This is a genomic window from Bradyrhizobium sp. SZCCHNR1043, assembly GCF_032489675.1.
In the GTDB taxonomy this organism is placed as follows: Bacteria; Pseudomonadota; Alphaproteobacteria; order Rhizobiales; family Xanthobacteraceae; genus Bradyrhizobium.
In genome coordinates this window covers 61928-75918 of the sequence record NZ_JAUEYN010000022.1, presented here as the reverse complement: position 1 = coordinate 75918, position 13991 = coordinate 61928, and the positions used below count along the sequence as shown (strand labels likewise).

The following is a 13991-nucleotide window of genomic DNA, read 5'->3' as shown; positions in this document are numbered from 1 at the left end:
GGTGCCGACTGGCACCCGGCCTTCCCTGCGCGATGGCGTTACGGCTGCTTTGTAGTCTCCCCGGTGCGCCGGGCTTTCTGGTCACCGTCATCCGCACGAGGCGAAGCCTGTATGCGAACTTGGCATCGGCATCGGGATGCCAGGACCCTACGACTTGACCGTCCGTACCACGCTTGCTCGCCGGCCCGCTTGCGCAGAGCCCCAAGCCCGATACGGCCACCGCTCCCCGCTGCTACGCCTCGTGACGATCGGCCGAGCCGCCCCTCCTCATCGCGAACGGGATGGCCGGGATCATCGTCGCGATTTGCCCGACGCCGCAAGGCGGCACACATGCGACAAACTGGCTCGACGGGCAGTTGGCGCATGAGAGGGATGCGGGAATTGCCCGTCGTGCGGGGCGGAGAGCAAGGCGGTTGATCCAAGCCGGTGCGTTCAACACGGCGCCGGAATTCCTTGCTAACCTGGCTCACGGCATTTGATTGGACAAGGAAGCATGCGCTTCATTGCGAACATGATCGATCATCGGAAAGTCCGGCGTGCACTTTTCGACTACCCCATCTATTCGCCTCCATTTCACGACAGCGAGGCAGTTCTGTCAGACGCAAAAATCAGGGCAAACTTCGATTATTTTCTCGCGCAGAAGCAAAGCCGCCTCAAAGCATTGGCGGACTATCTGAGGTCATTCTCGATCGAGCTGACGCTATCGGACCGATTTCTGCCGACACTCGACAGCTGGATCTTCAGATATGGCGGACACCTGTTGCCGAGCGACGGCGAAGTCATTTCAGCCATTCATGACTACGAGCCGGCGTGGACCGGTCCATATCACGGCATCAACATCGTCCACGACATCTCGATCTTCGCTGGCGATCTTGTGGTGTCGAAGAACGCCGACATCAGATGGAATGTCTACCACGGCGACGGCACCAGGCGTGATCATGAAGAAATGGGGTTCGGTCAACCGTGTCTCGTGGGGATCCCTCATTTTGGATATGAGAGCCACTGCCCGATATTCTACGAGGTTTTTCGCTGGTTCGCCGCCGCGCGCCACAGGTTGGCGGGGCGTATCGGCCTGAAGATGGACGTCGATCGGAGAGGCAGCTTTGCGGAGCACCTCAACTTCCTGGCCGCCCCCGAGCCTCCACCGGTCGTTCCGCTGTCCCAGCGCGTGATCGATGATTAACAAGCCTCTCCATCCACGAACTAAGTTTGCGGTCCAGGACTGTCACCTCAACTCCCTTGCGAGAGATGCCGAGGTCTCTGGCTTCAGCCCATTGCGCCCCTCAATCTTCATTGACGATCATGCACCGTGCTCGCCGCACGTTACGGGTCAGCTTCGCGGCCTTCAGCGCAGCCTCGAGCCGCCCGCTCAGAAACAGCGCACCCGCAAGGCTCGGGTCGGTCCAGAGGTCACAACCTTCCAGAGCTGCCGCCCCGACCGCAATTTGGTTGTCTTTGGGCAAGCTAACCATCAGTTTGCCCTTGGGCCACAAGTCCGGCTGAACGAAACCGCCGGTTGATCGCCCGGAACGAAAGGTCTGCTTCTGACATCCGAGATTTAGGAAATACCAGGCCCCCGGCACCCGTTCGACGCGATTGCCCTGATAGAGCTCTATGTTGGACAGGCCGCCCTTTCCAAGCTCGAATCTCCCAAGCACTTCGGCAAAATCGGAAGAGACAACGATGAAGGCATTGACCCGAAAGAAATCGGACAACTTTCCAATGCGCCGATCCTTGTACCTCGGGTAGGCCCGCTTCGGACGCTCATCTTCCGTCAACGTTTCACCGTCCTCGTGCTTGCGCATGAGCTTGTCCAGACGGTCCAGTTCTTCCCGATATTCGGTATCTTGCCAGTAATCCTTGCCCTGGTCATCCGGGTTCAGATTGAATTTCGAAATATTGGAAGAGTCCATGAAGCAGTCACTCACCCAGACCCTTTCAATCACGCGACTTCTCCCGAAAAAGACTTATCTCGCAGAACGAGTTTCGACCCACTCCGCCAGAGGGGCGGCGCCGAATACTTCAAACATTTTTACTTACGTCGCTCTTAAAAAAAACGTTGATCCTGCGCAGAGCGATCTTCCAAGGCGCCTGCGCCAAATCACAGGACAATGTGCACTCAATTGGCAGGAGGGGCGAAGGCGAGCAAACTATGAGCTGTCTTGCCGGCGTCGTCATGAATTCTCACCGCGTTTCGGCTGGGCGCCGGTTCTCGATCGCAAATGTGCCGTCTCCCTCGCCGTTTTCGATGAACGCTCTGGTTGCTTTCGTAGACTAATACTCTGCGTTCGGGTTATTTTTTCATTTCCAGCATTTCAAGGGGAGCGCTCATGCGAAAGCTCATTTCTTCGATCGGATTTTTGTGCGCCGCACTTTTGATCCTGGCCTCGCCAGGGGCTCACGCGCAGGCGACGCGGACCTGGGTGTCCGGCGTCGGCGACGACGTCAACCCGTGCAGCCGCACGGCGCCCTGCAAGACCTTCGCCGGTGCGATCTCGAAGACCGCCGCCGGCGGTGAGATCGACGTGCTCGATCCCGGCGGCTACGGCGCCGTCACGATCACCAAATCGATCACGATCGACGGCGGGGGGACCATGGCCTCGATCCTGGCGTCGGCGACCAACGGCATCAACGTGAATGCCGGCGCCAACGACGTCATCATCCTGCGCAATCTGAGCATCAACGGCGCCGGCACGACCCTCGGCCTCAACGGCGTCAATTTCCTGGCCGGCCGAAAGCTCGTCGTCGAGAACTGTACCTTCGAGAACTTCTCGCAAAGCGCAATCTCGGTCGCGCCGACCGGTGCGGCACAGGTGGTGATCGCAGACTCCTCGCTCAAGGCGTCCGCGTTCGGCGTCACGGTCTCGACCGCGAATTCGAGCAGCGCGATCAGCGTGCTCGTCTCGAACACGAAGGCCATCGAAAATGCCAATGCCGGGATATCCGCCACGGTCCCGGCCGGAAAGCCGGGGATGGGCGTGTTTCTCGACCGGCTGACCTCCGAGTTCAACAACACCGGCGTTCTGGCGAGCGGCAGCGGCGCCATCGTGACGTTGGGAAATTCCGTCATCCAGGGCAACGCCAACGGCGTCGTCCAGACCGGCGGCGGCTCCGTCTCGTCCTTCAAGAACAACGCGATCAGCAACAACGGCGTCGACGGCACGCCGCTCACGGGGATCAGCCTGAACTAGCGGCGCCGCCGCGGGAAGCCCGGCATCTGGCGAGCTGCGCCTGCCGGACAACGTGCAATCACATCAGCGAGGTCCCGTTGCCGGCGGGACCTCGCTCGATTGCGTCGATGCTGGCGCTCAGACGCCGGCGGCGGCCGCGTGCTGGGCCGCCATCTCGGCATCCGCGGCGGTGACGCGCTGGAACGCCGGACGCTGGGTGATGCGCTCGGCATAGCGCACGAACACGTCCTTGCGCGGCACGACGCCGAACATCATGGTCCAGTTGAAGGCGACGCCCCACAGCACGTCGGCGGCGGTCATGCGCTCGCCGAGGAGATACGGCCCCTTGGCGAGCTGCTGCTCCAGCGCGCCCAGCATCGTATCGTAGTCGGCATAGGGCGACTGCGTGATCGGGGCCGGTTCGCGCTTCATGAAATGGTCGATCACGGCGGGCTCGAACGACGCACCGTAATAGGCGATCCAGCGCAGATAGGGCCCGCGCATGGCATCGTCGAGCGCCGGCGTCAGCCCCGCTTGCGGAAACAGATCGGCGAGATAGATGAAGATCGCGACCTGCTCGGTCACGATCTGGCCGCGATGTCCGATCGTCGGCACCTTGCCGAGCGGATTGACGGCCAAGAACTCCGGCTTGCGCTGCTCGCCCGCCTTCATGTTGAGGACATGCAGATCGTAGGGCGCGCCCAGCTCCTCGAGCAGGACGCGGGTGCCGGCGGCGCGGGTCTGCGGTGAGTAATACAGCGTGATCTTGTCGTCGGCGGTCATGATGGTGTCCTCCCATTGCCGGCTGCGGTGCGGGCTTGTCGCACACCATACCTGACAAGGTGTGTCAGGTATGTTTAAAGAAGGGCATGCGCGCGAGCCGGCTGCTCTCGATCCTCACCACCCTGCAGGCCAGGGGACAGGTTACCGCGCCCGAGCTCGCAGACGCCTGCGAGGTCTCGGTGCGCACGATCTATCGCGACATCGACGCGCTCGCCGCGGCGGGGATCCCGGTCTATGCCGAGCGCGGCGCCGAAGGCGGATTCCGCCTGCTCGACGGCTATCGCGTGCGGCTGAACGGGCTGTCGCCGACGGAAACCGACGCACTGTTCATGGCGGGCCTGCCGGGCCCCGCCGCCGCGCTCGGGCTCGATGGCGCGATGAGCGCGGCGCAGACCAAGCTGGTGGCGGCCCTGCCGGAGAGCCTGCGCGCCAATGCCGGCCGCATGCAGGCGCGCTTCCATCTCGACGCGCCTGGCTGGTTCGGCGAGTCCGAGGAGCCGACGCATCTGCGAACCATTGCGGACGCGCTGCTCGCCGACCGCCTGATCGACATCCGCTATCAGAGCTGGCGCGCCGAGAAGCGCCGCCGGGTGGCGCCGCTCGGCCTCGTGCTCAAGGGCGGCGGCTGGTATCTCGCAGGGCAGGTCGAGCGCAGCGTGCGCACCTATCGCGTGGCGCGCGTGCTCGATTGCACCGTCACAGTGGAGACCTTCGCGCGGCCCGCCGACTTCGATCTCGCCGCCTATTGGCGGGCTGCGACCGAGCGGCTGGAAGCGGAGCTGCATCCGAAGCTCGCAACGGTGCGGCTGTCACCGCTCGGCGTGCGGCTGCTAGAGGCGCTGAGTCAGCCCTATGTGCGCGCCCGCACGCGCCTGGCCGACGAAGCCGATGCCGATGGCTGGCGCATCGCGACGATCCCGACCGGAACAACACTATGGCATGCGGTTGGCGAGCTGCTGCGCTTCGGGCCGGAGGTCGAAGTGCTCGATCCGCCCGAGTTGCGGGCGAAGATGACGGAGATGGCGGGGGCGATGGCGAAGCGGTACGTCGCTTCTGCGACGACGACGTGAATGGCAAACACGGCTCCGTCCGCGCCATTGCGAGCGCAGCGGCGCCGCGAAGCAATCCAGAATCCCTCCGCAGAGACGGTCTGGATTGCTTCGCTGCGCTCGCAATGACGGGGTTGGAATCGTGCCCGCCAATTTCAAGTCGGGTTGAGCGAGACGTGTGCCGCGGAATGGATCGCTACAGCACCACTGGCGCGTCGGGCAGCTCATTTGGATCGCCGGCGTGCGGCGGATAGTGCCTGGCGAGCTCGCGTGAGACGGCGGAGATGCCTTGCATGACGCCCTGCTCGAAGTGGCCCTGGCGAAACTCAGCCTCCATCGCCCGGCAGATCGCCTCCCAACCCGCCGCGCCGACACGGTCGTGGATGCCGCGGTCGGCGATGATCTCGACGTCGCGATCGGCAAGCAGGAGATAGATCAGGACGCCGTTGTTGTGCGCGGTGTCCCAGATGCGCAGGTGCGAGAACAGGTCCAGCGCGCGCTCGCGCGGCGGCTGGTCGCGCCAGAGCGGCCGGCCGTCGAGCGCGCCCTCGACGACGAAGCGAAGCTGGCCGGCATGGGTGCGCTCGCCATCCTTGATCGCCTGCTCGATGCGCGCGAGCACTGCAGGCGTGAAGATGCGCTTCAGCTGCCAGGGACGATGCAGGAGATGCCTGCCGATCCGCTTGATGCCCATGGTCGCGCGTCCCGTCCTTACCAGCTGCCCGAGGCGCCGCCGCCGCCGAAGCTGCCGCCCCCGCCGGAAAAGCTGCCGCTATCGCTCGAGCTGCCGCTGCTCCAACCGCCCGACGACGATCCGCTCGACCAGCCGCCGCGGCGGCCGCTGCCCGGCGTATTCATCCCGGCGAAACTGTCGGCAATGAAAGCGATGACGAAGCCGGCGATGGCCGACAGTGCCGCCAGCCCCGCCGATCCCACCAGCAGCCAGGCGATCACGCCCATGGCGCCGCCAGTCGCGAGCGATCCGATCAGTCGTCCGAGCAAGGTCCGCAGGATGCCGCCGATCACCAGCGCACCAAACAGCGCCACCGGCGCGAAGGAGGAGATCGAGTCGATGTCGAGATCCGTGCCGTGCGAGGCCTGGGGCTGCGGCACCGGCAGGGTCTCGCCATTGATCACGCCGATGATGCGGTCGACGCCGGCGTCGATGCCGCCGGCGAAGTCGCCGGTGCGGAATTTCGGCGTGATGACCTCGTCGATGATGCGGCGCGCGGTGACGTCGGTGAGGCTGCCTTCGAGGCCGTAGCCGACCTCGATGCGCAGCTTGCGGTCGTTCTTGGCGATCACCAGCAGCGCGCCGTCGTCGACCTTCTTGCGCCCGATCTTCCAGGTCTCGGCGACGCGGAGCGAAAACTGCTCGATGGTCTCGGGCTGCGTCGTCGGCACGATCAGCACCGCGACCTGGCTGCCCTTGCGGGTTTCCAGGTCCTTCAGCTTCTGCGCGAGGCCTGCGATGTCCGAGGAGGACAGCGTGCCGGTCTGGTCGACGACGCGGCCGGTGAGCTGCGGCACCGCGACGTCGGCCAGCACCATCGTGGCGAAGCAGACGAGCAGCGTCGCAAGCAGCGCCTTGAGGACCGGCAGCGCGCGCACGATTCCCTGCTCCGGCTATTTCGAGGGCGCAGGCGACGGCGCGTTGAAATCGACCTTCGGCGCCACCGAGATCTCGCGTTCGTTCTCGACCGTGAAGTTGGCCTTCTCCTTGTAGCCGAACATCATTGCGGTCAGGTTGTTCGGGAAGGTGCGGATGCCGACGTTGTATTCCTGGACCGCCTTGATGTAGCGGTTGCGCGCCACCGTGATGCGGTTCTCGGTGCCTTCGAGCTGGGACATCAGGTCACGGAACAGCGCGTCCGATTTCAGCTGCGGATAATTCTCAGTGACGACCAACAACCGCGACAGCGCGCCGGTCAGTTCGCTCTGCGCGGCCTGGAACTTCTGCAGCGCAGCGGGATCGTTGACGACGTCGGGCGTGGCCTGGACGCTGCCGACCTTGGCGCGGGCGTTGGTGACGCCGAGCAGCACGTCCTTCTCCTGCTGGGCAAAACCCTTCACGCTGTTGACCAGGTTGGGCACGAGGTCGGCGCGGCGTTGATACTGGTTGACGACCTCGGACCAAGCCGCCTTGACTTGCTCGTCATTGGTCTGGATGGCATTGTAGCCGCAATTGGTCAGGCTCAGCGTCATCAGCGCCGCCAGCACGGTCAGCAATTTCCGCATCGCGCGTCCCCCTTCTCCCGGTTGTGCCGCCTCGTCAGAGCACAGCTTGGGCAGCGGCGCAATGACGGCCGGCGGCCGCCGGACATAAGTCTCGGCGGCCGGAGCGTGGGTTCGGGAGAGTTCCCGGGTGACCTCGCGGATGCCAGTCATTGGCCGCGCAGGCCGTGACGGGTCTCGCTCAACTGCCCTTGCGGTCGCGTAGCTGGGTCACGAACATGTCCTGCCAGCTCGCCGGCTTGACCTTGATCGAGCCGACGCCGTGCATGAACTCGGCGATCTTCAGCACGCCCTCCGGCGTCGACGAGAACCAGGTGTCCTTGTCCTGCAGCATCTCCAGCACGTCCTCCTTGGTGGTCTTCACCTTGGCGGTGCGGGCATAGATCTCGGCCGCGGCAGCCTTGTCGTTGGCGATCAGCGTGCAGGCCTCGTCGAGCGCGTCGAGGAACGCCTGCACGACCTTGGGATTGGCGTCGACGAAGCGCTTGGGCGCGAACACCACGTCCATCGTCATCCGTCCGAGCACGTCGGCGGAATTGGCAACGCGGCGAATCTTCGAATCCTTCAGCTCGATGTAGGAGAACGGCGGCGAGGTGAAATGCGCCGTGATCTCGGTCTTGCCCGAGGTGAGCGCCGCCAGCGCCTCCGGATGCGGCAGGCCGACAGTCATCGGATCGAGCTTGGCGTAGTTCTCCTTGCCGAACTCCTGCGCCGCCATCATCTGCAGCATGACCGCCGACAGCGAGGTCTTGATGCCCGGCAGGGCGATCTTGTCGCTCGGCTTGAAATCCTTCAGCGACTTGATCTCAGGATTGTTGGTGTTCATCCACAGCGAGGTCGAGCTGAGGCCGCTGACGCCGACCACCTCCACCGCCGGAATGCCCTTGGCCTTGGCCCACAGCGTGATGAAGCCGGGCGCGCCGGTGCCGGCGATGTCGAGCGAGCCGGCCATCATCGCGTCGTTGATGATGTTGCCGCCGTCGAGCATCTGCCAGTTCACCTTGAACGGACCGAGCCCGGCCTTCTCCGCCTGCTTCTCCATCAGCTTCTGATCCTCCATCACGATCAGCGGCAGATAGAGGATGCCGTAGCCCTTGGAGAGCCTGATCTCCTTGACCTCGGCCTGCGAAGCGCCGGTGGCGCCGAGCAGCGCGGTGAGGCCGAGCGCGGCGGCCGTGAGTGATTTGCTCCAGGACATGGTCGTCTCCCTTCCGTGTTGTTGTGCTTATAACTCGAAAATCAGTGCTGCATGCCCCAGCGCCGCACCGTCTTGCGCTCGATGGTCGCGAACACGAGGTTCTCGACGACGAGGCCGATGAAGATCACGGTGAACAGGCCGGCGAAGACGTTGGCCGTCTCCAACTGGTTGCGGTTCTCGAAGATGAACCAGCCGAGGCCGCCGGAACCCGAGGACACGCCGAACACCAGCTCGGCCGCGATCAGGGTGCGCCAGGCGAAGGCCCAGCCCACCTTCAGGCCGGTGAGGATGGCCGGAAATGCAGCCGGGATCAGGATGAAGCGCACCAGCTTCAACCCGCGCAGGCCGTAGTTCAGGCCGACCATGCGCAAGGTGTTCGACACCGAGCGGAAGCCGGAATGGGTGTTGAGCGCGATCGCCCACAACACCGAATGCACCAGCACGAAGATGATGCTGCCCTTGCCGAGCCCGAACCAGATCAGCGCCAGCGGCAGCAATGCGATCGCCGGCAGCGGATTGAACATCGAGGTCAGCGCCTCCAGCATGTCGGCGCCGATCCGCGATCCGATCGCGATCGTGGTCAGCACGGCCGCCAGCGCGATGCCGATGCCGTAGCCGATCAGCAGCGTCTCCAGCGACACGAGGGTGCGCGCAGGGATGATGCCGTTACCGATGTTCTCGAAGAAGGCTGAGAGCGTGTCGGTGAAGGTCGGAAACAACAGGGGATTGCCGAGCCACAGCCCATAGGCCTGCCACAGCGCGGCGAGTGCCACCAGGATGATGGCCTTGCGGACCGCACCGACGTGGTAGATGCGTTCCAGCCAGGACAGGCTGGCCTCGACCTTGACGTCGCCGAGGGGCGTGTCTGCATTGACGATTTCGGGGCGCAGCGCCAGCGTCTCGCTCATGATGCTCTCCTCGTGTCTCAGTGATGGCCGAACAGCATGTCGTTGATGCGCCCTTCGAGCGCGACCTGCTCGGGCGAGCCCATCGTGCCCGGCGGCACGCTGTTGAGCTCGGCGCGGACGCGGCCGGGATGCGGCGACAGCAGCAGAATGCGCGAGCCGATCTTGATCGCCTCCTCGATCGAATGCGTCACGAACAGCACGGTGAAGCGGGTGTCCTGCCACAATTGCAGGAGCTCATCCTGCATCTTGCGCCGGGTCAGCGCGTCCAGCGCGGCGAACGGCTCGTCCATCAAGAGCACGTCGGGCTCCATCGCCATGCCCCTGGCGATCGCGACGCGCTGCTTCATGCCGCCGGAGAGCATGTGCGGATAGGAGTCGATGAACTTGGTGAGGCCGACCTTGTCGATATAGGACCTGGCGCGCTCGTTGGCCTCGGCGGTGCCGAGCCGGCCGCTGGCCGTCAGCGCGAACACGACGTTCTCGCGCACCGTCTTCCACGGGAGCAGCTGGTCGAACTCCTGGAATACCATCATGCGGTCCGGGCCGGGCTCGGCGACATCGTGGCCCTTGAGGCGGATGCGGCCCTCGGTCGGCTTCAGATAACCGCCGATCGCCTTGAGAAGCGTGGATTTGCCGCAGCCGGAGGGCCCCAGCAGCACGAAGCGGTCGGAATCGAAGACCTTGAAATCGACGCGGTAGGTCGCCGTGACCAAGGTGTCCGGCGTCTTGTACTGGAGCGTCACGCCCTCGACGGAGAGCAGCGGCTCGAACTGAGATGGCGATTGATGGACGGTCATGCGTCCTCCCCTCCGTTATATTGCAGTGCGAAATTTCGCTTGGTGCACTTCGGCGCCCTTATCCGAGGTGATAGAGGAGGAGACTGACGCGAACCTGACTCCGAGGCGGACAACGAGACCGTGCGCATCCTGCTGGTGGAAGACACGCCCGAGATCGGCGCCGCCGTGACCAGCCGGTTCGAGCGGATCGGCTACGCCGTCGACTGGGAAAAGGACGGCCGCACCGCGAGCGAGCTGATCGAGGTGCAGACCTATGACCTGATCGTGCTCGACGTGATGCTGCCGAACATGGACGGCTTTGCCGTGCTCAAGCACCTGCGCAAGCGCGGCCTGCGCACGCCGGTGCTGGTGCTGACCGCGCGCTCGGCGGTGGACGACCGCATCGGCGCGCTCGACCTCGGCGCCGACGACTACCTGATCAAGCCGTTCGACTATCGCGAGCTGGAGGCGCGGGCGCGGGCGCTGCTCCGGCGGGCGGCCGGGCAGTCCGACAATCTGCTGACCCTGGGACCGCTGGTGATCGACCGCGCCGGCCGTACTGCAAGCGTCGCCGGCCAGCCGCTGGATCTGACACGGCGCGAGCTGACCGTGCTGGAGATTCTCGCGGCGCGTCCCGGCCGCTACGTCGCCAAGGAGGAATTGGTCGAGCAGCTGTTCAGCTTCGACCAGGATCCGAGCCCCAACGCCGTCGAGCAGTTCGTCGCCCGGCTGCGGCGCAAGCTGGCGGCGACAACAGTCGAAATCAAGACCGAGCGCGGCCTTGGCTATCAGCTCCACGCTTCGTGACCTCAGGACCTCGCTGCGCGCGCGGCTGTTGATCGCGATCGGCGCGATCCTGGCCGTCGGCGCCGTCGTGCTGAGCCTCGCCGCCTGGCAATATGCCGCCACCGCCGCGCGCGACGCCTACGACAAGCTGCTCGCCGGCGGCGCCGTGCAGATCGCCGAGAACATCTACATGCAGGGTGGCGTCGTGACGCTGGATCCGCCGGCGGCAGCGTTTGCGACGTTGTCGGCCTATGACCTCGTGTTCTATCGCGTCACCGATCCGCGCGGCGTCGTCGTCGCCGGCTATGACGATCTCGCCGTCACCGCGCCCGCCAGGGCGCTGCGCGAGGGCGTCGTGCTGCGCGACGGCATCTATCGCGACCAGGCCGTGCGCATCGCCGCGGTAGCGCGCAAGCTCGACGGCGCGCCCGGAGACGGCTGGAGCCAGATCGTGCTGGCGCAGACCCTGCGCGCCCGCGACGCACTGACCTGGGATCTTGCCTCGAAGGCGATCGGCCTCATCGCCGCGATGAGCGTGCTGGCGCTGGTGGCGACTGCGCTATGCCTGCGGCTGGTGTTCGCGCCGCTGACGCGGATCGAGGCCGAGATCGTCAAGCGCCGGCCGGACGATCTCAGCCCGATCGCGATCACGCCGCCGCGCGAGGTGCGCGCGCTGGTCGGCGCGATCGACGGCTTCATGCAGCGCCTCGCCGAGCGCATCGCGCTGATGCAGCGCTTCATCGCCGACGCCACCCACCAGCTGCGCACGCCGCTGGCTGCGATCGATGCCGAGGTCGAGCTGCTGAGCGATCAGACCAAGGACCCGAAGGCGCTCGACAGGCTGCGCAGTCGCATCGCGGATCTCGCCCGCCTCACCAGCCAACTGCTCGATCACGCCATGATCCAGCACCGCGCCCAGGCGCCGCGCTTCGCCGCGACCGACATCAACGCGCTGGCCAAGTCGGTGCTATCGCAGAGCGTGCCGCTGTCGCTCGACCGCGAGGTCTCCGTCAGCTTCGTGCCAGCAGAAGACGATGCCGTCATCGCCGTCGATGCCATCAGCCTGCGCGAGGCACTCGCCAATCTCATTCACAACGCGCTGGCGCATGGTGCAAAGATGCGGCTGATGGTGACGGTGGAAAGCAAGGCGAGCCATGTCGCGATCATCGTCTGGGATGACGGCCCCGGCATCGCCGCCGAGGCGCAGCAGCGATTGCTATCTCCCTTCCAGAAGGGCGACGGCTCCCACGGCTCAGGCCTCGGCCTCGCCATTGCGAGCGAGGTCGCGCAGGCCCATGGCGGCCGTCTGCGGTTCAGCGGAGTGGCAGGCGACTTCAGTGTGCGACTGGAGCTGCCGGTGGATCGGTCGACAGCAGTCGATCCACGTCCAGATTCACATCTCAAACAGCAGCAGACATGACGTCGTCGTCCCGCGGCGGATCACGCCCGGGTCTTGCGATCGACATGCCCTTTCGAAGATCGAGAGGGCGCAGGGAAGGCCGGGAGCTCGCCGCCCCCATGGCCCCCGTGCGAACAAAATGCACGGGGCAGGAACCACAGGTTCGGCCGAGACGTCCCGGCCTTCCCTGCGCGACGGTTTTAACGCTTATATCGTGCTCTTCTCGGTGCACCGGGCTTTTTGGCCACCGTCGTCGCTCGGATCATCACCCAAGCAACTTAGCATCAGCGTCGGGATGCCAGAACCACACGACTTCACGTCCGCCCTCGCCGCGTTCGTCTCACGCCGCAAAAACGTCCATCGCATCCCCGCCTCGCGTGTCGTGACGATCGCGCGCAACGCCCCTCTCGTCGAGGCGGGATGCGTGCATCATCCATGATTTCTGATAAAAAGAAAGAGGAAAATTTCGGGACTACGGCCTCACCAGCCCTTGCGCGTTGAAACGGCTGGCGAAATGAGTTTTTGCGCGCCCATGATTTTTCGTCCCCTACGGCACTCCCGTACGATCGGACCGGCACAAATCTTCGCGCGTTTTGCCCGACTCAGCCGCCCCCGGTCGCGACCGTTGGGGCGGACATCCTGGCTTGCCAGCATTCCCGGCAGCTTTAGCTTGGGTGTTTTCGTCGTAGACGGACCGACCGACTTTGATCGAAATCAACACGTAGTATTCTGAGATAATTTCTACTTCTAGGTGTAAGCATGACTGAATTCAAGTTCGCGCCAAGCTAACGGGTGCTGGTCGGTTTTATATTGAGTTGACCGCTTGACATCGAACCGGGACGCAAGTGGCAGCGCGCAATTGAGGAGAAAGAACCATGACCGATGAAGATCTGTTTCTCAGTAAAGACAAAACAACAGTAACGGACAAAAAAGGCAAAACCATTTTGGTGCGAACCGAGATCGATGGAAAGACAATATATGTCGAGCCATCCTTGGCAAAGGCATCGGGAAAATACTGTGTAAGTTTTGGAAAAAAGAAGATCTGTGTCAATTGGGATGAACATAAGGCGTGTATCGGATGGGACGACATTGAGTTTTGTTTGAAATGGGAAACTAAACCCTAGTTCTCTTCTCAACTCATTGCTTTCCAATGATGATGCCCAAACGATACGGCCTCTCGCGCTGACTGGACGCCCGGGGCGTGACATTACGTCGTCTGCTCATCGCTGAATCGCCCGACTCCCCACCCTTGTCCACCGTCAGGCCACCACCGCAAGAGGGATCGAGCCGCACTTCTGCGCGGTCCTGCGAAGGCTCACCATCCCGATTGGCCGACCGCGAGCAACCAGTCTTCTTCGAGGCTGGGGGATTTGCGGCGGGGTCGTAAGAGCGAAGTAGATTCTACCGGAGCCTACAATTTTGGATGTCAACTTCGGACCAAGGGCGGCTGTGGCCGGCAGGCGGGTGGCACAGCCGATCTGACCCCAGCTCCGGAAATGTCGGGCGCGCTCCAGCTCTTACGCTTCGGGCCATGAGCCGACATGCCGTGCTGTTCGATCACCACGGCGGCCGTAGACGAAATCTCCATCAGGTGCCCAGGCAGCTCTCAATTGATGATCGACTCATATTTGTTGGCTCTTGAACCGCTTACCCAGGGTGATCCGACAAGCCGGCTTTTCCGTAGCCT

At 64.0% G+C, this 13991-nt stretch carries 14 protein-coding genes; 6 read left to right on the top strand and 8 right to left on the bottom strand.

What is annotated here, in order from left to right; all coding sequences use genetic code 11:
- Positions 1–493 precede the first annotated feature (493 nt).
- The gene (locus QX039_RS31240) at positions 494–1183 is read left to right on the top strand and encodes a hypothetical protein (protein ID WP_315734286.1); all 690 of its coding nucleotides are present in this window, start codon (positions 494–496) and stop codon (positions 1181–1183) included.
- A gap of 100 nt (positions 1184–1283) precedes the next feature.
- On the opposite strand, the gene QX039_RS31235 is transcribed toward QX039_RS31240, so the two are convergent.
- On the bottom strand, positions 1284–1946 hold the full coding sequence (locus QX039_RS31235) for a hypothetical protein (RefSeq protein ID WP_315734288.1): 663 nt from the start codon (positions 1944–1946) through the stop codon (positions 1284–1286).
- Positions 1947–2330: 384 nt separating this feature from the next.
- On the opposite strand from QX039_RS31235, the gene QX039_RS31230 reads away from it, so the two are divergent.
- Positions 2331–3191, top strand: coding sequence for a right-handed parallel beta-helix repeat-containing protein (locus QX039_RS31230; RefSeq protein ID WP_315734290.1), 861 nt, complete (start codon positions 2331–2333; stop codon positions 3189–3191).
- 117 nt (positions 3192–3308) lie between these two features.
- On the opposite strand, the gene QX039_RS31225 is transcribed toward QX039_RS31230, so the two are convergent.
- Entirely contained in the window at positions 3309–3953 is a 645-nt protein-coding gene (locus tag QX039_RS31225; protein WP_315734292.1) for a glutathione S-transferase family protein, read from the bottom strand.
- Positions 3954–4039: 86 nt separating this feature from the next.
- Between QX039_RS31225 and QX039_RS31220 the strand changes: the two genes are divergently transcribed.
- A complete protein-coding gene (locus QX039_RS31220) occupies positions 4040–5023 on the top strand; it encodes a YafY family protein (RefSeq protein WP_315771774.1) in 984 nt (327 codons plus the stop codon).
- A 175-nt stretch (positions 5024–5198) separates the two neighbouring features.
- Here the strand turns inward: QX039_RS31220 and QX039_RS31215 are convergent, their stop codons facing one another.
- From QX039_RS31215 to QX039_RS31190, 6 genes are all read right to left on the bottom strand, one after another.
- The gene (locus QX039_RS31215; protein WP_315734296.1) at positions 5199–5696 is read right to left on the bottom strand and encodes a TPM domain-containing protein; all 498 of its coding nucleotides are present in this window, start codon (positions 5694–5696) and stop codon (positions 5199–5201) included.
- 17 nt (positions 5697–5713) lie between these two features.
- Positions 5714–6613 (bottom strand): YgcG family protein, encoded by a 900-nt coding sequence (locus tag QX039_RS31210; protein ID WP_315734298.1) that lies wholly within the window; start codon positions 6611–6613, stop codon positions 5714–5716.
- Positions 6614–6628: 15 nt separating this feature from the next.
- Positions 6629–7240: a LemA family protein gene (locus QX039_RS31205; protein ID WP_315734301.1), complete on the bottom strand. Its 612-nt coding sequence runs from the start codon at positions 7238–7240 to the stop codon at positions 6629–6631.
- Positions 7241–7418: 178 nt separating this feature from the next.
- Positions 7419–8435, bottom strand: coding sequence for an ABC transporter substrate-binding protein (locus QX039_RS31200; protein ID WP_315734303.1), 1017 nt, complete (start codon positions 8433–8435; stop codon positions 7419–7421).
- A 41-nt stretch (positions 8436–8476) separates the two neighbouring features.
- Positions 8477–9343, bottom strand: a complete 867-nt coding sequence (locus QX039_RS31195) for an ABC transporter permease (protein WP_315734305.1) — start codon at positions 9341–9343, stop codon at positions 8477–8479.
- Positions 9344–9360: 17 nt separating this feature from the next.
- The gene (locus tag QX039_RS31190; protein WP_315734307.1) at positions 9361–10140 is read right to left on the bottom strand and encodes an ABC transporter ATP-binding protein; all 780 of its coding nucleotides are present in this window, start codon (positions 10138–10140) and stop codon (positions 9361–9363) included.
- Between the two features lie 120 nt (positions 10141–10260).
- Between QX039_RS31190 and QX039_RS31185 the strand changes: the two genes are divergently transcribed.
- The 3 genes from QX039_RS31185 (at position 10261) to QX039_RS31175 (ending at position 13428) form a co-directional block, all read left to right on the top strand.
- Positions 10261–10926, top strand: coding sequence for a response regulator transcription factor (locus QX039_RS31185; RefSeq protein ID WP_315734309.1), 666 nt, complete (start codon positions 10261–10263; stop codon positions 10924–10926).
- Positions 10901–12325, top strand: coding sequence for a sensor histidine kinase (locus QX039_RS31180; RefSeq protein WP_315734311.1), 1425 nt, complete (start codon positions 10901–10903; stop codon positions 12323–12325). Before QX039_RS31185 ends, QX039_RS31180 begins: the two co-directional genes overlap by 26 nt.
- Positions 12326–13179: 854 nt before the next feature.
- On the top strand, positions 13180–13428 hold the full coding sequence (locus QX039_RS31175; RefSeq protein WP_315734314.1) for a hypothetical protein: 249 nt from the start codon (positions 13180–13182) through the stop codon (positions 13426–13428).
- Positions 13429–13991: the final 563 nt, after the last annotated feature.